The organism is Mesorhizobium sp. USDA 3734, assembly GCF_056279665.1.
Genome location: NZ_JBWCCW010000001.1, coordinates 559,757 through 577,262 on the forward strand (window position 1 = coordinate 559,757; position 17,506 = coordinate 577,262).

A 17,506-nucleotide genomic window follows, 5' to 3' on the forward strand; every position below is an offset into this window, starting at 1 on the left:
TTCGTGACCATGACGGGACCCTTGGAACATCGTGAAGAAAGCCTGACGACCGCCACCGAAGCGCGCGGTCTTGAGGCCCTGATCTCGCGCGCGGCCCGCGCCGGCAAGGGCGCGGCACCTGTCGAGCGCTGGAATCCCGATTTCTGCGGCGATCTCGACATGGAGATCAAGGCCGACGGCACCTGGTTCTATCTGGGCACGCCGATCGGCCGCATGCCGCTGGTGCAGCTTTTCTCCTCCGTGCTGCGCAAGGACGAGGACGGCAAGACCTATCTGGTGACGCCGGTGGAGCGAGTCGGCATCCGCGTCGCCGATGCGCCGTTCATCGCGGTCGAGATGGATGTTTCGGGCGGCGGCGACGGGCAGATCATCACTTTCCGCACCAATGTCGGCGATGTCGTCGAGGCCGGGCCGGAGCGGCCGCTGCGTTTCGTCGACGAGAACGAGACCGGCGGGCTGAAACCCTATGTGCTGGTGCGCGGCCGCCTGGAGGCGCTGGTGGCGCGGCCGGTGATGTATGAGCTGGTCGGGCATGGCGAGGAGATCGAGATCGGCGGCAAGACGATGTTTGCCGTGCGCTCGAAGGGCGCGGTGTTCCCGATCATGCCGGCGGACCAGTTGAAGCGGCTGAGCGCGTGATGGACCAGATGTCGCCGGCGCCGTTTTCATCAGCGGATTTTCGGGCGCGCTTTGCCGCGCAGCCGGATGCGCATGCCGGTAACGACTATGGCGATCATCGCTTCAATCCCGGCCATCCACGCCTCAACCAGGGCAAGGCGCTGCGCAATGCGGCCGTGCTGATCCCGGTGGTCGATCATGAGGGCGATGCGACGGTTCTCTTGACCAAGCGGGCCGAAAAGCTGCGCAGCCATTCGGGGCAGGTGGCCTTTCCCGGCGGCACTATAGACCTGACCGATGCCAGTCCGGAGGCGGCGGCGCTGCGCGAGACCTTCGAGGAGATCGGCCTTGCCCCGGATCGCATCGAGATCATCGGCCGCATGCCAGACTATGTCGCCGGCAGCGGCTACCGCATCGCACCGGTGCTGGGCATCGTGCGGCCGGGTTTTGAGCTGGCGCTCAACGCCGACGAGGTCGACGCCGCCTTCGAAGTGCCGCTGCGCTTTCTGATGGACCCGGCCAACCACAAGCGCGACAGCCGCATGTGGAACGATCTCGAATGGTTCTTCTACGACATGCCTTATGGCGATCGGCGCATCTGGGGCGTCACCGCCGGCATCATCCGTACGCTGTATGAAAGGCTCTATGCGTGAGTGTCTCGATCGCGGGCAGGGCCGCCTGGCTCACCGACAAGCATCTGCAGCGCCTGCTGGCCGCACTGGCCGAGGGCGGCGAAGAGGCGCGTGTCGCCGGCGGTGCGGTACGCAACACACTGATGGGCCAGCCGGTCGCCGACATCGACATCGCCACCACGTGTTTGCCTGGGGAAACCATCCGCCGCGCCGAGGCGGAGGGCTTCAAGGCGGTGCCGACCGGCATCGAGCATGGCACGATCACGGTTGTCGCCGGCGGCAAGCCCTATGAGATCACCACCTTGCGCGCCGACATCGAGACCGACGGGCGGCGCGCCAAGGTGTCGTTCGGGCGCGACTGGAAGCTCGACGCCGAACGGCGCGACTTCACCATCAACGCGCTCTATGCCGAGGCCGATGGCAGGGTTGTCGACCTGGTCGGCGGCATCGCCGACATCGAGGCACGCCGGCTGCGCTTCATCGGCGATGCGGAAGCGCGTATTCGCGAGGACTACCTGCGCATCCTGCGTTTCTTCCGCTTCTTTGCCTGGTATGGCGACGGCCGGCCGGATGCCGAGGGACTGAAGGCCTGCGCCCGTCTGAAGGAAGGGCTGGCCCAGCTTTCGGCCGAGCGCATCTGGTCGGAACTGAAGAAGCTTTTGTCGGCACCTGATCCCTCGCGGGCGCTGCTCTGGATGCGGCAGGCCAGTGTGTTGACCGCCGCGCTGCCGGAGAGCGAGAAATGGGGCATCGACGCCATCCACGGGCTGAGCAGGGCCGAGAAGGATCTCGGCTGGGCACCCGACCCGCTGCTGCGGCTGGAAGCGATCGTGCCGCCGGATGCGGCGCGCATGAAGACGCTCGCCGAGCGGCTCAAATTTTCAACCGCGGAAGCGGATCGCCTGCGCCCCTGGGCGCTGGCCACCGCCGTCGAGCCGAAGACGACCGAGGCCGAACTGGCGAAAAGGCTCTATCGCGGCGACCGGCAGGGGTTTGTCGACCGTCTGCGGCTGTCGCTTGCGGCAGCCAGGGTGCGCGCTGTCGAGGACAATGAGGCGCTGCTCGAAGCCGGTGGCTTTTCGCGACTGCTTGCCTTCGCCATCAAATGGGAAAAGCCGTTGTTTCCGTTGAAAGGGGCCGATCTGACCGCGCTCGGCGCAACTCCAGGGCCGAAACTTGGTGAAATCCTCAGGAATCTCGAGACGGAATGGATCGAAGCCGGGTTTGCCCCTGATCGCGACGCGCTCCTCAAGCGCGCCGCCGAAGCCTTGAAGGCCGGATAGATCAGGCCGCGTCGCGGGTTTTTTCGATGCGCGACCGGATCGCCTCGATCATCGTCTCGCGGATGACCGTTTCACCATGCGTCTCGCGCATGTGCTCGACGGCACGGCGCATGACCTCGGCCTCCTCGTCGGCACGCGTGTGCCAGTCACAGCCGGGCACCAGCGACCCGCAGTGAAATTCCTTCATGAGATTTCTCCTTTTCCTCCGTGGAGCCTGAGGCCCCGACACTTTTTTGGCTGACGGTCCAGATCCGAGATCGAATCTTGGGGCCGCGAGCGGGAGAACAGCATAACACAAATCGGGTGGCATTGGTTGCAGTCAACGGCGAAAAGGCGGAGCAGCGCTGCTCCGCCCTCTTACGCTACCCCGAAACAGGACCGGATATCGTCTCATCCTGCTCTGGCGGGCAAGCCGTCATTTTGCGACCTTGACGGCCTCGGCGACCTTGTTCTTGCCCTTCATATCCCATGAGACGCGGACCTTTTCACCGACCGTCAGGCCAGGATCCTTGAAGGTCTTGGGAAGCGTAAAAGACGATCCATCATCGAGGACCAGGCTCATGGCCGTCGTGTCAAAGGTCTTGATCGTCCCGGTGGTGTGCTTGACGGCGGCGAATGCCACCGAACCGGAAGCGAGAAGGGCAGCGGCGGCAGCCGAAACAATGATCTTGCGCATTGCGAAGTACTCCTGGAAAGGCGGGTATCTTTTTGACGAAGATGTCCCGCATCGTCTTGGGCCGTCCGGTCGCGTCGGGTCGCGGCTCGCTTTGCCCTGACGCAATTCCGGTCGGAAAGCCGTTTCGCACTTTCCTGGAATTGCGCTCGGGCGAACCGCCGGCGCTTCCCGACCCGGCGCCACAAATAGACCAGTCTTTTCAATCGTCTATTAGACGAAAAAGAAATTTTTAGCCGCGCCGCGTGCCACATTCCATGCCCATTTCGTACGAATGGGACATCAATGCGGCTCACGCCGCGCTCACCATTTTGTTACGGCCAGCGAACCTCGGGCGGCAGGCTGGAGAGGATGGCCGCGACATTGCCGCCAGTTTTCAGTCCGAAGATGGTGCCGCGATCGTGAAGCAGATTGAATTCGACATAGCGGCCGCGGCGAATGAGCTGTTCGTCACGGTCGCCGTCGGTCCAGTTTTCGTTAAAGTTGGCGCGCACGAGATGGCCGTAGACGACGAGAAAAGAGCGGCCGACATCCTGGACGAAGTTGAAATCGGCATTCCAGCCGCCTTTGTCCTCGCCCGAATGTAGCCAGTCGAAGAAGATGCCACCGGTGCCGCGCGGCTCGTTGCGGTGCGACAGATAGAAGTACTCGTCGCACCAGGCCTTGTATTTCGGATAGTCGGCGACGTTGGCGTTCTTCTCGCAGGCGAATTGCATGGCGCGGTGGAAGGCGACCGTGTCGGGATCGTCCTGGGTGCGGCGGCGGTCGAGCACCGGCGTCAAATCGGCGCCGCCGCCGAACCATTGGCTCGATGTGACCACCATGCGCGTGTTCATGTGCACAGCCGGAACGTTTGGGTTCCAGGGATGTGCGATCAGCGAAATGCCGGATGCCCAGAAGCGCGGGTCTTCCTCGGCGCCGGGCATCTGCTTCCTGAATTCAGGTGAGAACTCGCCATAGACGGTCGAAGTGTGGACGCCGACCTTCTCGAAGACGCGGCCGTGCATCATCGACATGGTGCCGCCGCCGCCCTTGCCCGCGTCGCGTTCCCATGGCGTCTTTTCGAAACGGCCCGGCGACCACGAGGCCAGCGGCCCGCCAAGATCCTGCTCGATCTGCTCGAAGGTGGCGCAGATGCGTTCGCGCAGCGCCTCGAACCATAGGCGTGCCTTCATCTTCTTCTGTTCGATGTCGGCGGGCAGGCCTGCCGGTATTTCAGGTCGTTCCAAGTGCCGTCTCCGGTTGGGGCGGCGAGTCCTACAAATGACTCGTCTTTTGCCGGCGCGATCCCTAATCTCTTAGGGGACAGGGTCAAGTGTCATTACGGTGCAAGGAGTTGTTTCGTGCGCACCCCGGCTAGACCGCCGCTGGATGGCCTGAAGAAAAGGCTCGACCAAAGCCGGGCCGACCGCGCGCGCATGCCGCGCGACGGTTTCCTGCGCGAGACCTTCGTGCTGCCGCGCTCCGATGCGCGGCTCAAGGCCAAGGAATGGTTCGAGCGCTTTCCCAAGCAGGCCTACTGGACCGAGATCGAAAGCTGGTTCGAGCGGCCGGGCGACCTGATCGAGTTCACCATCAGGCGGTTGCCGGTAGCGGATTAGGACTCTACCAACAGCCGCCTCGCCCCTGTGCCTTCCCTCGCCAGCCGGTCGCCCTTGTTCCTGAGCGGGCATTTGTCGATCGACATGCAGCCGCAGCCGATGCAGTCGGTCAGCCCGTCGCGCAGTTTCTTCAGCTGGGCGATCTTGTGGTCGAGCCCGTCGCGCCAGGCGGTCGACAGCAGGTTCCAGTCGTCGCGCGTCGGTGTGCGACCTTCGGGCAGCGATGCCAGGGCCGTGCCGATCTCGGCCAGTGAGATACCGACCTCCTGCGCGACCTTGATGATCGCCACGCGCCTCAGCACATCGCGGCCGTAGCGGCGCTGGTTGCCTGATGTGCGGTGGCTGCGGATCAGGCCGCGGGCCTCGTAGAAATGCAGCGCCGACACCGCCACCCCGCTGCGCATGGCCACCTGGCCGACCGTCAATTCCGTTACTGGTGCCATTCCTGATTTTTCCGCCTCGTTTTTCCGCTTGACCTCAAGTTAAGTTGAGCTTGTAGCGAAGAAATGTTGATTGGGCAAATGCAGGAGAAGGCGATGTGCGCCTGGGTGAGAATGAGTGGAGAAACCGCTGTCGTCGGCGACGGCAAGCACGGTGCTATGGATGGGACGCGGATACTATCCGAGCTGCCGGATGGCTTCGCCCGCCACCATGGCGACGGACAGCGCGACGTTGATGCTGCGCGCCGCGCCTTGCATGGGGATGGTCAGCCGCGCATCCGCCGCCTGATGGACAGCATCCGGAACGCCTGCGGATTCGCGGCCGAACAGGAGTATGTCGCCATCGGCGAAGGTGAAGCCGGTGTAAGCGGTCGTGGCTTTGGTCGACAGGAGTACCAGGCGGGCCGCGCGGGCTTTGCGCCAGTCCTCGAAGGCGTGCCAGTCGACATGCCGGGTCAGGGCAGCCATTTCGAGGTAATCCATGCCGGCTCGCTTGAGCGCTTTGTCGGAGAGCGGAAAGCCGGCCGGTTCGATGATGTCGACGCCGAGCCCGAGGCAAGCGGCGAAGCGCAGGATTGTCCCGGTGTTGCCGGCAATGTCAGGCTGGTAGAGCGCGATGCGGAGACAACCGTTCATTTCCGCGTCCTTCTAATAAGTGGCAGATCGGCCACAGCGGGCTCGCGGTTTTGGAAATTGCTGGACCTGCGGGTGGCCATTTTCTGCGAAGTCGGGTATGTCAGTTCCATTGTCAACCCGAACCGATGGAGGGGAAATTCATGATGACCATGCACATCCAGCGCCCCTCTCGTGGGCTTACCTGCCTGCCGGCGGTTTCGGTACGACGATTCTCCTGACTCTCTAAGACTTGATCGCACCGATTCCCGCCGAAACGATTTTTCGGCCCTCGAAGGAATCCTGCGATGTTTTTCAAAAAGTCAAAAGGGCTGAACGCCCCACCTGAACCTGTCCAGACTGACGATCGTCATGTCCAGACCGACGCAATGCGTGTCTCCGGCCGAATGCCGGCGGACGAAATTGCTTCGCCTTTTTATCTCGATTTTCACACGGAGGACGGACCGATGTTCGATCCCTACAGAATACCCGGCTCGAGGAGCCTGCATATCCACCGACTGCCGACCTGGGCGCTGCTGATCGGCGACACCTATTCGTCGGCTGTTCATGCCGAGGTCCGCCGCCGGCCGCATCGCGGCATGCTGCCGGACGTCGATTTCTCGCGTGCGGTTCCCGACCCGGGCCGGCCGTCGCTGGTGCGCCGGATCATCCGTCTGATCCGGCCTGGCGCGAAAATCCGGATCGTGAACAGTGCGCCGTCAGGATCGTCAGGCGCGCCTGTCGGCGAAAAGCCCGCGAGCCCCTATATTGCGCGAAGCAGGGCCGACGGTCCGGATGATTCCGGACCGTCGGCCCTCGACGCCAAGGGTTCCGGGGACTTCGTACGCTCCCGTGCTGCATAAGCGGAAAACAGATTTCATGAGCATGACCTATGTTGTTGTTTAGCTGGTTTGAAAGACGGCTCGATCCGTTCCCCGCGGCGGAACCGGTCGAGCCGCCCAGGACGCTGGTTGCCTTCTGCGTGCATTATACGCGCGGCGCGTGGCCCTATATCCTTCTCGACGCGGTGCTGGTGACGGCCATCGCGATTGCGGAAGTGTGGATGTTCGGCTTCCTCGGCCGCATCGTCGACTGGCTGTCGGGGCAGAATCGCGAAACCTTCCTGCAGACGGAGGCCTGGAAGCTCGCGGGCATGGCCTTCATCGTGCTGTTCGCGCTGCCGGGCACGGTATGGCTGCATTCGCTGCTCAACCAGCAGACGCTGATGGGCAACTATCCCATGCGCATCCGCTGGCAGGTGCACCGCTATTTGCTCAAGCAGTCGATGAGCTTCTATCAGGACGAGTTCGCCGGCCGCATCGCCACCAAGCTGATGCAGACGGCGCTCGCCGTGCGCGAATGCGTCATCAAGCTGATCGATGTCCTGAACTACGTCATCGTCTATTTCCTTGGCATGCTGGTCATCGTCGGTTCGGCCGACTGGCGGCTGGCCGCGCCGCTTGGCGTCTGGCTGGTCGGCTACATCCTGCTGCTGCGGTATTTCATCCCGAGGCTGGGCAAGGTCGGCGAGGAGCAGGCCAATGCGCGCTCGACCATGACCGGCCGCGTCGTCGACAGCTACTCCAATATCCAGACGGTCAAGCTGTTCAGCCACGCACGCCGTGAAGCGTCGTTCGCGCGGGAAGGCATGGCCGGCTTCCTGCAGACGGTCTACCGGTCGATGCGGCTGGTGACGGTGCTTTTCGGCCTGCTCTACATCATGAATTCGCTGCTGCTGTTTTCGGTCACGGCGATGGCGCTGTGGCTGTGGCTCGGCCAGTCGGTGACGATCGGCGCGGTCGCCGTGGTCATCGGGCTGGTGCTCAGGCTGTGGGGCATGTCGCAATGGATCATGTGGGAAATGTCGGGCCTGTTCGAGAATATCGGCACGGTGCAGGACGGCATCGCCTCGATCTCGTTGCCACGCCTGGTCGAGGACAAGCCGGGCGCGAAGGACATCGCCGTTTCCAGGGGTGAGATACGCTTCGAGGACATCCGCTTCCACTATGGCAAGCAGAAAGGGGTGATCGAGAACCTGTCGCTGGCGGTGAAGCCGGGCGAAAAGGTCGGTATCGTCGGCCGCTCCGGCGCCGGCAAGTCGACGCTGGTCAACCTCCTGCTGCGTTTCTACGACCTGGAGAGCGGAAAGATCCTGATCGACGGCCAGGAAATCGCTGGCGTGACGCAGGATTCGCTGCGCGCCCAGATCGGCATGGTCACCCAGGACACCTCGCTGCTGCATCGTTCGGTGCGCGAGAACATCCTCTATGGCCGGCCCGACGCCTCGGAAGAGCTGCTTGTCGAGGCGGCGGGGCGGGCCGAGGCGCTGGACTTCATATCAGCGCTCTCGGACGCCAAGGACCGCAAGGGCTTCGATGCCCATGTCGGCGATCGCGGCGTCAAATTGTCCGGCGGCCAGCGGCAACGCATCGCCATTGCTCGCGTTATGTTGAAGGACGCACCCATACTTATCCTTGACGAAGCGACCTCGGCGCTTGATTCCGAAGCCGAGGCGGCGATCCAGGAGAATCTCTACAAGCTCATGCAAGGCAAGACCGTCATCGCCATCGCGCACCGGCTGTCGACCATCGCGGCGATGGACAGGCTGGTGGTGATGGACAAGGGCCGTGTCATCGAGGAAGGTTCGCATGAGGAACTCGTCGCCAAGGGTGGGCTATACGCGCAGCTCTGGCAGCGCCAGTCGGGCGGGTTCCTGCTTGAGGACGGTCCCGCCGACGCAGCCAATGATGCACTTGCAAAGGGCCAAGCTGCCGAATGATGACTGCTGTCTATCGCTGGTTCGAGAACTGGGTCTATCCGTTCAGGGAGCCAGCGAATCTTCGGCCACCGACCAGCGTCGGCGGCTTTCTCTGGCACTATGTCGGCCAGGCGAAGTTCGCCTTCTTCGCCATGCTGGTCATCGGCGGCATCGCGCCGCTGGTCGAAGCCGGCCTGTTCTACTTCGTCGGGCGGCTGGTCGATATTCTCGACCAGCTTCCCGCCGAACGCAGCTGGCACGCTTTGTGGAATGCCGCCGGCCCTGAACTGGTGTTCATGATCGCGGTGGTGCTGGTCATCCGCACCATCGTCGTCGGCCTGTCTGCCCTGGTCGACGAACAGACGATCACGCCCGGTTTCTACAATCTGGTGCGCTGGCAGGCGCATCGGCACGTCTCGCGCCAGTCCTACGCCTTCTTCCAGAACGATTTTGCCGGCCGCATCGCCACCAAGGTCTGGCAGGCGGGCCAGGCGACCGGCGACCTGATGGAAAGCTTCATCGAGGTCGTCTGGTTCATGATCGTCTATACGGTGACGACGCTGGCGCTGGTCGCAGGGCTGGATCTCAGGCTGGCGGTGCTGGTGGTGGTCTGGATTTCCGCCTTCGGCTGGCTGGCCAAGCTCTACCTGCCGGCAATCCGCAAGCACGCCGAGGAAACCGCCGAGGCCGGCTCGATGATCACCGGCCGCATCGTCGATTCCTATTCCAACGTGCAGACGCTGAAACTGTTCTCGGCCGACGGCGACGACCGCTACATCAAGAACGGCTTCGACATCTATCTCGACGCGCTGCGCCCGTTCACCCGCCGGCTGACCGGCGTGCGCATGGCGCTGACGACGCTGTCGGGCATCATGATCACGGCGATCGGCTGTTTTGCCGTCTATCTCTGGGTCGAGGGCTCGATCACCGTCGGGGCGGTCGCCTTCACGCTGTCGCTGGTGCTGCGGCTCAACATGCTGCTCGGCCGGCTGATGATGCAGCTCAACAGCATCTTGCGGAATCTCGGCGTGCTGGAAAATTCCAAGGCGCTGATCTCGCAGCCGCTCGGCCTGGTCGATGCACCCGACGCCAAGGAGCTCGTGGTGGCCGGCGGACGCATCATGGTGAAAAACGTGGAGTTCCACTACGGCAAAGGTTTCGGCGTGCTCAACGGCATCGACCTTGTCGTGCGGCCGGGCGAGAAGGTCGGACTGGTCGGACCGTCGGGCGCTGGCAAGACGACGCTCGCCAATCTGATCCTGCGGCTCTATGACCTCGAAGGCGGATCGATCACCATCGATGGCCAGGACGTTTCCAAAGTCACCCAGAATTCGCTGCGCGCCAATATCGGCGTCGTCAGCCAGGATACGGCCCTGTTCCACCGTTCGCTGCGCGACAACATCAAGCTCGGCATGCCTGATGCGACCGACGCCGAGGTGATCGCGGCGGCGAAAAAGGCCGAGGCGCACGAGTTCATCCTTGGCTTGCGCGACAACAGGGACCGCGCCGGCTACGAGGCCTTTGTCGGCGAGCGCGGCGTCAAGCTGTCGGGCGGCCAGCGCCAACGCGTGGCGATCGCCCGCGTCTTCCTCAAGGACGCGCCGATCCTGATCCTCGACGAAGCGACCTCGGCGCTCGATTCCGATATCGAGGCGGCGATCCAGGAGAATCTGACGCGGCTGATGGAAAACAAGACGGTCATCGCCATCGCGCACCGGCTGTCGACGATCGCGGCACTCGACCGGCTGGTGGTGCTCGACGGTGGCCGCATCGTCGAGCAAGGCACGCATGACCAGCTGGTGGCGCTCGACGGACTCTATGCGCGGCTGTGGAAGCGGCAGTCCGGCGGTTTTCTCTATCACGAGGACAGCGTGCTCGAAGAGACACGCCCGGCGGAGTAGGCCATGGGTGGGTCGCCGGGGGTCAGTCCAGAGATCGTGCTCAAGCGGCTGCGGCCGACCGTGCCGGCCTTCGACGCGCTTAAGGAAGAAAGCCGGCTGGAAGGCTACTGGATGCTGGTGCGCCTGGCGGATGGCTGGGCAGGCGGCCGCAACAAGTTCCTCAAGCGCGGCGAGGCGCTGTACGGAGCCTGGCATGGAAGAGAACTCGCCGGCGTGTGCGGGCTGAACATCGATCCTTATTTCGAGGGCAGGGACCACGGCCGGGTCCGGCACCTGTTCGTCAGTGCGCGCCACCGTCGCACCGGCCTTGGCCGGATGCTGGTCGAAACCGTCATCGACAGGGCACGTCAGCATTTCGCCGTGCTGAACACACGCGCGCCGCAAGAAGCCTTCGGTTTCTATGAACGGCTTGGCTTTCAGCGCCTGACAGGCGAAGAATTCGTCACACACCGCATGATTTTCGGGAAAGGGGGCTGAAATGTCCTTGCGTCCGCCATCTCATCTTGCCGGCACCTCGGCTGCCGAAGCCGCCTTCGACGCGCTCGGCCATGAAATCCTGGCGGAGAAGGCGGCCGCACTCGGCCGCGCTGGCCAGCGGGTCGAAGAAACGCTGGCCAGGCTGCGCGACAATGCCGACGAACAACTGCGCCCCCGGCTGCTCCAGGATGCCGCCGAGGCGGTGCATGGTTATTTCATCCAGCGCGAGCTGTGCGGCTTGCGAAAGCATGACGCCGTCATCCGCGAGTACGACATCCCGAAGGCGGTGCTGGCCAGGCTCGGCGCGAAATAGGAATCACTCCAGCCATTCGGTGACGAACGTGCCGTTCTCGTGGATGTCGGTCGTTTCCAGCGGACCTGGACCGAGATTGGTGAATTTGTGCGGCGTGTGGGGCGGCACGATCAGGATCTGGCCGGCCGAGGCCTCGATCTCCTTGTCGCCGACCGTGAACAGCCCCGTACCCTGGCGGATGATGAAGATCTCTGCGTAGGGATGCGTGTGCAGCCGTGGACCGCCGCCGACATCAGGCAGGTGGTTGAAGATCAGGCAGGAGTTGGAGCCGTAGGCGCCGCATTGCAACTCGCCCTTCCAGCGGTCGGAGCGAACAGCCCAGGTGTCGCGGTCTATGACGTGTGCCATGATGGCGAGGATAGACCCGGCTGGCGCCTTGTGTCGAGGCGAAGAAGGGCATCGGATTTGCGGTTGTTTCCCGGTTGTTTAGCAATGTTTGGCGGCTATCCGGCGTCGCGTTGACCGGCGGCGGATTTTGTCCCCGCGACAATCTGCCCTTGTGCCTTCACCCGTCTGGACAAAAACGGGCTTCACGCATAAACCGAAGTCCAAATGCCGGAGGAATTCGCAAGCCTGTTCGCCATGCGCTGTCGGGTTGGCGTAATTGAGCGGGGAACAAGGCTCAGCCACCGGCACGGAAGAGGCGAAAGGATCAGGCACCCGTGAGCGCAACCGACACCCAGGATCCCAACCGTCGTGATTTTCTCTACGTCGCCACCGGCATGGCCGCAGTGGTCGGCGCGGGTGCCTTCGCGTGGCCGTTCATCGATCAGATGCGCCCCGACGCCTCGACGCTGGCGCTCGCTTCCGTCGAGGTCGATGTCGCCTCGCTGACGCCGGGCATGTCGCTGATCGTCAAGTGGCGCGGCAAGCCGGTCGTGGTGCGCAATCGCACCGAACAGGAAATGAAGGACGGCGAGGCCGTCAATCTCGCCGATCTCAAGGATCCGATCGCCCGCAACGCCAATCTGCCGTCCGACGCACCGGCGACCGACGCCAACCGCACCACGCCCGGCAAGGAAGCCTGGATGGTGATGGTTCAGGTCTGCACGCATCTCGGCTGTATTCCGCTTGGCCAGGAAGGCGATTTCGGCGGCTGGTTCTGCCCGTGCCACGGTTCGCAATACGATACCGCCGGCCGCATCCGCAAAGGCCCGGCGCCCGAGAACATGGCGGTTCCGGTATTCAAGTTCATTTCCGATACCAAGATCCTTATCGGTTGAGGCAGGGGATATTTCGATGAGCGAGGGACACTCGACCTATACGCCCAAGACCGGTATCGAGCGCTGGTTCGACGCCCGCATGCCGCTGCCGCGGCTGATCTATGACAGCTTCGTCGCCTATCCGGTGCCGCGCAACCTCAATTATGCGTGGACCTTCGGCGGCATCCTGTCGATCATGCTGGTGGCGCAGATCCTGACCGGCATCGTGCTGGCCATGCATTACACGGCCGACACCAATCTTGCCTTCGGCTCGGTCGAGAAGATCATGCGCGACGTGAATTCGGGCTGGCTGCTGCGCTACATGCATTCGAATGGCGCCTCGTTCTTCTTCGTCGCCGTCTACATCCACATCTTCCGTGGCCTCTATTATGGCTCCTACAAGGCGCCGCGCGAACTGCTGTGGATCCTTGGCTGCATCATCTACCTGCTAATGATGGCGACCGGCTTCATGGGCTACGTGCTGCCATGGGGGCAGATGAGCTTCTGGGGCGCCACCGTCATCACCGGCTTCTTCAGCGCCATTCCGCTGGTCGGCGACTGGATCCAGCAGCTGCTGCTCGGCGGCTTTGCCGTCGACAATCCGACGCTGAACCGCTTCTTTGCCCTGCATTACCTGCTGCCGTTCATGATTGCCGGCGTCGTCGTGCTGCATATCTGGGCGCTGCATGTCGTCGGCCAGAACAACCCGACCGGCATCGAGATCAAATCGAAGACCGACACCGTCGCCTTCACCCCCTACGCGACCATCAAGGACGCGTTCGGCATGATCGTGTTCCTGTTCTTCTTCGCCTATTTCGTCTTCTACCTGCCGAACTATCTCGGCCACCCCGACAACTACATCGTCGCCAACCCGCTGAAGACGCCGGCTCATATCGTGCCCGAATGGTACTTCCTGCCGTTCTACGCGATCCTGCGCGCCATCACCTTCAATGTCGGGCCGATCAACTCCAAGCTCGGCGGCGTGCTGTGCATGTTCGGCGCCATCGTCATGCTGTTCCTGGTGCCGTGGCTCGACACCTCGAAGGTGCGCTCGGCGGTCTACCGTCCTTGGTACAAGCTGTTCTTCTGGCTGTTCGTGGCCGATGCCATCCTGCTTGGCTGGCTGGGCTCGCAGCCGGCCGAAGGCAGCTATGTGTTCATGGCGCAGATGGCGACGCTGTTCTACTTCGCCTTCTTCCTGATCGCGCTGCCGGTGCTCGGCCTGATCGAGACGCCGCGCAGGCTGCCGAACTCGATCACCGAGGCGGTGCTCGAGAAGAACAAGGGCGGCGGCGGACATCCGGCAGGCGCCACGGCCGCGCCAGAGACCAAGGGCTGAGCAGTAGAGAATCTAAGGGGATTTGGCATGAAAAAGATTCTCACCTCGCTGGCGCTGGTCGGCCTTGTGGCCGCCGGCATTGGGGCGGCAGGCACTTGGGCGAGCGCCGCCGAAGAGGCACACAATGCGGCCGCGCCGACGCATTTCCCGATCGACGAGCCCAAGGAAATGAGCTGGAGCTTCACCGGCCCGTTCGGCACCTATGACAAGGCGCAGCTGCAGCGCGGCCTGAAGGTCTACAAGGAAGTCTGCTCGGCCTGCCATTCGATGAATTTGGTGGCGTTCCGCACGCTGTCGGACCTCGGCTATTCGGACGCGCAGATCAAGACGCTGTCGGCCGAGTACACGATCCATGACGGCCCCAACGATGCCGGCGACATGTTCGACCGTCCCGGCAAGCCGTCCGACCATTTCCCGCCGCCCTTCGCCAACGAGGAAGCCGCCGCTGCCTCCAACGGTGGTGCCGCTCCGCCCGACATGTCGCTGCTGGCCAAGGCACGCGGCGTCGAGCGCGGCTTTCCGCAATTCGTCTTCGACATCTTCACCCAGTATGACGCGGGTGGCCCCGACTACATCCATTCGCTGCTGACCGGGTACGACGAGACGCCGCCGGCCGGCATGGTCATCCCGGAAGGCACCCACTACAACCCGTACTTCATGTCGGGCGTGTCGCTGAAAATGCCCAAGCCGCTGTCCGACGGCCAGGTCACCTATGATGACGGCGCGCCGCAGACGGTCGACCAGTATTCCCGCGACGTTTCCGCCTTCCTGGTGTGGGCGGCCGAGCCGCATATGGAAGACCGCAAGAAGACCGGCTTCCGGGTGCTTGTGTTCCTGCTTTTGTTCGGCGCGCTGGTCTATCTCACCAAGCGCAAGGTGTGGGAAGGCGTGGCGCATTAAGCCACACAGCCAAGTGATCACAAAGGGCGCCGAGAGGCGCCCTTTTGCACTTTCAGAGGCCTGTCGTGTCACATGGCCGTCACCGCATCCGGCGATCCTGTGCTGCTCTCATCAAAGGATCGCACCCATGAAAAAATACGCATCGCTCGCGGCAGGCCTGCTGCTGCTCATCGTCGGCTCGGCCGCGCAAGCGAAAGACGCCCAGCCCTTCGTCACCAACAAGGATGTCGACCTGACGATGATCCTGCCGCCGCCGCCGGCAAATGATTCGGCGCAGACCAAGGCCGAACTCGGTGAGGTGCTGACGCTGCAGGTGACGCGCACGCCAGAGATGGTAGCCAGCGCGGTCGCCGACGCCGAGGAGAATGTCTGGCGCTTTGCCGACGTCATGGGACCGAAATTCAACAAGGAGACGCTGCCGAAATTCAGCGCCTTCTTCGACCGCGTGGTGGCCACCGAAGGCGCCGTCGTCGATCCGGCCAAGGATGTCTGGAAGCGCCCGCGTCCGCACCAGCTCAGCGACCTCGTCAAGCCGGCGGTCAAGCTGTCGAGCTCCGGCTCCTGGCCGTCCGGACACGCTACCGTCGGCACCATGATGGGCATCATCCTGTCCGACATGGTCCCGGAAAAGCGCGCAGAGATCATGGCGCGTGCGGCTGAATACGCCCACAATCGCGAGGTCGGCGGTATCCACTATGCGTCCGACGTCGAGATGGGCAAGATTTCCGGCAGCGTCATTGCCGCGGTCCTGCTTAACCGGGACGACTTCAAGGCCGAATATGAAGTGGCCAGGGCCGAGCTTCGTTCCGATCTCGGCATGTAACCTTCGTCAGCCGGATTTGGACGGGAAGGGGCGCATAAGGCGCTCCTTTCTTGTTTGCGCCCGGGCTTGGGCGGAAGTTCGGCAAATAGTCCGTTGGCATAGCGGCATCAGGTTGATATTCGACGCATCGAACGGTGGCGGGAAATCTGTCCCGCCATGATCTTGGAATTCGATGATGCGGCTCAGCGACTGTCACAACTTTTCCGATTTCCGCCGCATGGCGCAACGGCGGCTGCCGGGGCCGATCTTCAACTACATCGACGGCGCGGCGGACGACGAGGTCACCTATCGCCGCAACACCGAGAGCTTCGAGACCTGTGACCTGGTTCCCAACGTGCTGCGCGGAGTGAGCGAGGTCGACATGTCGGTGACGGTCATGGGCCAGAAGCTGGCGATGCCGTTCTATTGCTCGCCGACCGCCTTGCAGCGCCTGTTCCATCATCAGGGCGAGCGCGCGGTCGCCAAGGCCGCCGCCAAATATGGCACCATGTTCGGCGTCTCCTCGCTTGGCACCGTCAGTCTCGAGGAGGCGCGCAGCATCAGCAGCAGCCCGCAGGTCTACCAATTCTATTTTCACCGGGATCGTGGCCTCAACCGGGCGATGATGCAGCGGGCAAAGGCGGTTGGCGTCGAGGTGATGATGCTGACCGTCGACAGCATCACCGGGGGAAACCGCGAGCGCGACAAACGAACCGGCTTTGCCATTCCCTTCAAGCTCAACCTGGCCGGCATGCTGCAGTTCGCGCTGAAACCGGCCTGGGCGATCAACTATTTCACCCATGAGGGGTTCAAGCTGCCGCAGCTCGACGAGCATGTCGACATGGGCGGCGGCACGATGTCGATCAGCCGCTATTTCACCGAGATGCTCGACCCGTCGATGACGTGGGACGACGTCGCCGAGATGGTCAAGCTGTGGTCGGGACCGTTCTGCCTCAAGGGCGTCATGTCGGTGGAGGATGCCAGACGCGCCGTCGACATCGGCTGCAGCGGCATTGTGCTGTCGAACCATGGCGGCCGGCAGCTGGATGGCTCGCGGGCGGCCTTCGACCAGCTTGCCGAGATCGTCGATGCGGTCGGCGACAGGATCGACGTCATCATGGATGGCGGCGTGCAGCGTGGCACGCATGTGCTCAAGGCGCTGTCGCTCGGCGCCAAGGCCGTCGGTGTCGGTCGCTATTATTTGTTCCCGCTCGCGGCGGCCGGCCAGCCAGGCGTCGAACGGGCGCTTGAGCAGATGCGGGTCGAGATCGAACGCGGCATGAAGCTGATGGGCTGCAGTTCGATCGAACAATTGTCGCGCAACAACCTCCGTTTCAGGTAATCTCGACCCATGAAATCCTCACTCGAAGACACGCTGCTTGCCGCGATCCGCACCATTCCGGACTATCCCAAGCCCGGCATCCTGTTTCGCGACATCACCACGCTGCTCGGCAATGCGCGCGCCTTCCGCCGCGCCATCGACGAACTCGTGCATCCCTATGCCGGCCAGAAGATCGACAAGATCGCCGGCATCGAGGCGCGCGGCTTCATCCTTGGCGGCGCCGTCGCCCACCAGCTCTCGGCCGGTTTCGTGCCGATCCGCAAGAAGGGCAAGCTGCCTTTCGAGACGGTGCGCGTCGCCTACAGCCTGGAATACGGGCTGGACGAGATGGAGATGCACAAGGACGGCGTTGCTCCGGGCGAGAAGGTGATCCTGGTCGACGATCTGATCGCCACAGGCGGCACCGCGGAAGCCGCGGTCAAGCTGCTGCGCCAGATCGGCGCCGACATCCTCGCCGCCTGCTTCGTCATCGACCTGCCGGACCTCGGCGGCCGTGCCAAACTTGAAGCGCTCGGCGTACCGGTGCGGACGCTGATTGGGTTCGAAGGGGTTTGAGACCGGTTTGCCGAAGGCAAATTGAAAGGTCCAGTGGACCTTTCAAAGGTATCGAACG

21 protein-coding genes are annotated in these 17,506 nt (G+C 63.2%); 15 read left to right on the plus strand and 6 right to left on the minus strand.

The window, feature by feature from the left end; translation table 11 throughout:
• Positions 1 to 9 precede the first annotated feature (9 nt).
• Genes ACZ89F_RS02720 through ACZ89F_RS02730 form a run of 3 tightly spaced genes read left to right on the plus strand, consistent with a single transcriptional unit; the run spans position 10 to position 2,533 of the window.
• Entirely contained in the window at positions 10 to 639 is a 630-nt protein-coding gene (locus tag ACZ89F_RS02720) for a DUF1285 domain-containing protein (RefSeq protein ID WP_476090289.1), read from the plus strand.
• Entirely contained in the window at positions 639 to 1,271 is a 633-nt protein-coding gene (locus tag ACZ89F_RS02725) for a CoA pyrophosphatase (RefSeq protein ID WP_476090290.1), read from the plus strand. Before ACZ89F_RS02720 ends, ACZ89F_RS02725 begins: the two co-directional genes overlap by 1 nt.
• The gene (locus tag ACZ89F_RS02730) at positions 1,268 to 2,533 is read left to right on the plus strand and encodes a CCA tRNA nucleotidyltransferase (RefSeq protein ID WP_476090291.1); all 1,266 of its coding nucleotides are present in this window, start codon (positions 1,268 to 1,270) and stop codon (positions 2,531 to 2,533) included. The genes ACZ89F_RS02725 and ACZ89F_RS02730 overlap by 4 nt, the downstream gene beginning before the upstream one ends.
• Before the next feature lies 1 nt (position 2,534).
• Here ACZ89F_RS02730 and ACZ89F_RS02735 read toward each other — a convergent pair whose 3' ends face one another.
• The 3 genes from ACZ89F_RS02735 to hemF all read right to left on the minus strand — a co-directional run bounded on the left by ACZ89F_RS02735 (position 2,535) and on the right by hemF (position 4,435).
• Positions 2,535 to 2,720 carry a DUF1059 domain-containing protein gene (locus ACZ89F_RS02735; protein ID WP_013529972.1) on the minus strand — a complete coding sequence of 62 codons (186 nt, stop codon included), beginning with the start codon at positions 2,718 to 2,720 and terminating at the stop codon, positions 2,535 to 2,537.
• Positions 2,721 to 2,948: 228 nt separating this feature from the next.
• Positions 2,949 to 3,209, minus strand: coding sequence for a DUF1344 domain-containing protein (locus ACZ89F_RS02740; protein ID WP_023809849.1), 261 nt, complete (start codon positions 3,207 to 3,209; stop codon positions 2,949 to 2,951).
• A gap of 311 nt (positions 3,210 to 3,520) precedes the next feature.
• Positions 3,521 to 4,435, minus strand: a complete 915-nt coding sequence (gene hemF, locus ACZ89F_RS02745; protein WP_476090292.1) for an oxygen-dependent coproporphyrinogen oxidase — start codon at positions 4,433 to 4,435, stop codon at positions 3,521 to 3,523.
• Between the two features lie 114 nt (positions 4,436 to 4,549).
• On the opposite strand from hemF, the gene ACZ89F_RS02750 reads away from it, so the two are divergent.
• A complete protein-coding gene (locus tag ACZ89F_RS02750) occupies positions 4,550 to 4,807 on the plus strand; it encodes a hypothetical protein (protein ID WP_476090293.1) in 258 nt (85 codons plus the stop codon).
• Here the strand turns inward: ACZ89F_RS02750 and soxR are convergent.
• Positions 4,804 to 5,250, minus strand: coding sequence for a redox-sensitive transcriptional activator SoxR (gene soxR, locus ACZ89F_RS02755; protein ID WP_476090294.1), 447 nt, complete (start codon positions 5,248 to 5,250; stop codon positions 4,804 to 4,806). The two genes, ACZ89F_RS02750 and soxR, sit on opposite strands and share 4 nt — an antisense overlap.
• 174 nt (positions 5,251 to 5,424) lie before the next feature.
• A complete protein-coding gene (locus tag ACZ89F_RS02760) occupies positions 5,425 to 5,883 on the minus strand; it encodes a tRNA (cytidine(34)-2'-O)-methyltransferase (protein WP_476090295.1) in 459 nt (152 codons plus the stop codon).
• 443 nt (positions 5,884 to 6,326) lie between these two features.
• On the opposite strand from ACZ89F_RS02760, the gene ACZ89F_RS02765 reads away from it, so the two are divergent.
• Genes ACZ89F_RS02765 through ACZ89F_RS02785 form a run of 5 tightly spaced genes read left to right on the plus strand, consistent with a single transcriptional unit; the run spans position 6,327 to position 11,308 of the window.
• Positions 6,327 to 6,722, plus strand: a complete 396-nt coding sequence (locus ACZ89F_RS02765) for a hypothetical protein (protein WP_476090296.1) — start codon at positions 6,327 to 6,329, stop codon at positions 6,720 to 6,722.
• 29 nt (positions 6,723 to 6,751) lie between these two features.
• Positions 6,752 to 8,638, plus strand: a complete 1,887-nt coding sequence (locus ACZ89F_RS02770) for an ABC transporter ATP-binding protein (protein ID WP_476090297.1) — start codon at positions 6,752 to 6,754, stop codon at positions 8,636 to 8,638.
• Complete coding sequence (locus ACZ89F_RS02775) at positions 8,635 to 10,518, plus strand: ABC transporter ATP-binding protein (RefSeq protein ID WP_476090298.1); 1,884 nt, start codon at positions 8,635 to 8,637, stop codon at positions 10,516 to 10,518. The genes ACZ89F_RS02770 and ACZ89F_RS02775 overlap by 4 nt, the downstream gene beginning before the upstream one ends.
• Before the next feature lie 3 nt (positions 10,519 to 10,521).
• Complete coding sequence (locus ACZ89F_RS02780) at positions 10,522 to 10,995, plus strand: GNAT family N-acetyltransferase (RefSeq protein ID WP_476090299.1); 474 nt, start codon at positions 10,522 to 10,524, stop codon at positions 10,993 to 10,995.
• A 1-nt stretch (position 10,996) separates the two neighbouring features.
• Complete coding sequence (locus ACZ89F_RS02785) at positions 10,997 to 11,308, plus strand: DUF6665 family protein (RefSeq protein ID WP_476090300.1); 312 nt, start codon at positions 10,997 to 10,999, stop codon at positions 11,306 to 11,308.
• Between the two features lie 3 nt (positions 11,309 to 11,311).
• On the opposite strand, the gene ACZ89F_RS02790 is transcribed toward ACZ89F_RS02785, so the two are convergent.
• On the minus strand, positions 11,312 to 11,656 hold the full coding sequence (locus ACZ89F_RS02790) for a cupin domain-containing protein (RefSeq protein ID WP_476090301.1): 345 nt from the start codon (positions 11,654 to 11,656) through the stop codon (positions 11,312 to 11,314).
• Between the two features lie 314 nt (positions 11,657 to 11,970).
• Between ACZ89F_RS02790 and petA the strand changes: the two genes are divergently transcribed.
• From petA to ACZ89F_RS02820, 6 genes are all read left to right on the plus strand, one after another.
• The gene (gene petA / locus ACZ89F_RS02795; RefSeq protein WP_023809838.1) at positions 11,971 to 12,531 is read left to right on the plus strand and encodes a ubiquinol-cytochrome c reductase iron-sulfur subunit; all 561 of its coding nucleotides are present in this window, start codon (positions 11,971 to 11,973) and stop codon (positions 12,529 to 12,531) included.
• Between the two features lie 16 nt (positions 12,532 to 12,547).
• On the plus strand, positions 12,548 to 13,849 hold the full coding sequence (locus ACZ89F_RS02800) for a cytochrome b (RefSeq protein WP_476090302.1): 1,302 nt from the start codon (positions 12,548 to 12,550) through the stop codon (positions 13,847 to 13,849).
• Positions 13,850 to 13,876: 27 nt separating this feature from the next.
• The gene (locus ACZ89F_RS02805) at positions 13,877 to 14,749 is read left to right on the plus strand and encodes a cytochrome c1 (protein WP_476090303.1); all 873 of its coding nucleotides are present in this window, start codon (positions 13,877 to 13,879) and stop codon (positions 14,747 to 14,749) included.
• 127 nt (positions 14,750 to 14,876) lie between these two features.
• Positions 14,877 to 15,572 carry an acid phosphatase gene (locus ACZ89F_RS02810; RefSeq protein WP_476090304.1) on the plus strand — a complete coding sequence of 232 codons (696 nt, stop codon included), beginning with the start codon at positions 14,877 to 14,879 and terminating at the stop codon, positions 15,570 to 15,572.
• 175 nt (positions 15,573 to 15,747) lie between these two features.
• Positions 15,748 to 16,893, plus strand: coding sequence for an alpha-hydroxy acid oxidase (locus ACZ89F_RS02815; RefSeq protein WP_476090305.1), 1,146 nt, complete (start codon positions 15,748 to 15,750; stop codon positions 16,891 to 16,893).
• 9 nt (positions 16,894 to 16,902) lie between these two features.
• Positions 16,903 to 17,448 carry an adenine phosphoribosyltransferase gene (locus ACZ89F_RS02820; RefSeq protein ID WP_476090306.1) on the plus strand — a complete coding sequence of 182 codons (546 nt, stop codon included), beginning with the start codon at positions 16,903 to 16,905 and terminating at the stop codon, positions 17,446 to 17,448.
• Positions 17,449 to 17,506 lie beyond the last annotated feature (58 nt).

Bases quoted from the DNA above. Each gene is read 5' to 3' on its own strand.
- ACZ89F_RS02720 (WP_476090289.1), top strand. From the start codon at position 10: ATGACGGGACCCTTGGAACATCGTGAAGAAAGCCTGACGACCGCCACC.
- ACZ89F_RS02725 (WP_476090290.1), top strand. From the start codon at position 639: ATGGACCAGATGTCGCCGGCGCCGTTTTCATCAGCGGATTTTCGGGCG.
- ACZ89F_RS02735 (WP_013529972.1), bottom strand. From the start codon at position 2,720: ATGAAGGAATTTCACTGCGGGTCGCTGGTGCCCGGCTGTGACTGGCAC.
- ACZ89F_RS02740 (WP_023809849.1), bottom strand. From the start codon at position 3,209: ATGCGCAAGATCATTGTTTCGGCTGCCGCCGCTGCCCTTCTCGCTTCC.
- soxR (WP_476090294.1), bottom strand. From the start codon at position 5,250: ATGGCACCAGTAACGGAATTGACGGTCGGCCAGGTGGCCATGCGCAGC.
- ACZ89F_RS02760 (WP_476090295.1), bottom strand. From the start codon at position 5,883: ATGAACGGTTGTCTCCGCATCGCGCTCTACCAGCCTGACATTGCCGGC.
- ACZ89F_RS02765 (WP_476090296.1), top strand. From the start codon at position 6,327: ATGTTCGATCCCTACAGAATACCCGGCTCGAGGAGCCTGCATATCCAC.
- ACZ89F_RS02770 (WP_476090297.1), top strand. From the start codon at position 6,752: ATGTTGTTGTTTAGCTGGTTTGAAAGACGGCTCGATCCGTTCCCCGCG.
- ACZ89F_RS02775 (WP_476090298.1), top strand. From the start codon at position 8,635: ATGATGACTGCTGTCTATCGCTGGTTCGAGAACTGGGTCTATCCGTTC.
- ACZ89F_RS02780 (WP_476090299.1), top strand. From the start codon at position 10,522: ATGGGTGGGTCGCCGGGGGTCAGTCCAGAGATCGTGCTCAAGCGGCTG.
- ACZ89F_RS02785 (WP_476090300.1), top strand. From the start codon at position 10,997: ATGTCCTTGCGTCCGCCATCTCATCTTGCCGGCACCTCGGCTGCCGAA.
- ACZ89F_RS02790 (WP_476090301.1), bottom strand. From the start codon at position 11,656: ATGGCACACGTCATAGACCGCGACACCTGGGCTGTTCGCTCCGACCGC.
- ACZ89F_RS02800 (WP_476090302.1), top strand. From the start codon at position 12,548: ATGAGCGAGGGACACTCGACCTATACGCCCAAGACCGGTATCGAGCGC.
- ACZ89F_RS02805 (WP_476090303.1), top strand. From the start codon at position 13,877: ATGAAAAAGATTCTCACCTCGCTGGCGCTGGTCGGCCTTGTGGCCGCC.
- ACZ89F_RS02810 (WP_476090304.1), top strand. From the start codon at position 14,877: ATGAAAAAATACGCATCGCTCGCGGCAGGCCTGCTGCTGCTCATCGTC.
- ACZ89F_RS02815 (WP_476090305.1), top strand. From the start codon at position 15,748: ATGCGGCTCAGCGACTGTCACAACTTTTCCGATTTCCGCCGCATGGCG.
- ACZ89F_RS02820 (WP_476090306.1), top strand. From the start codon at position 16,903: ATGAAATCCTCACTCGAAGACACGCTGCTTGCCGCGATCCGCACCATT.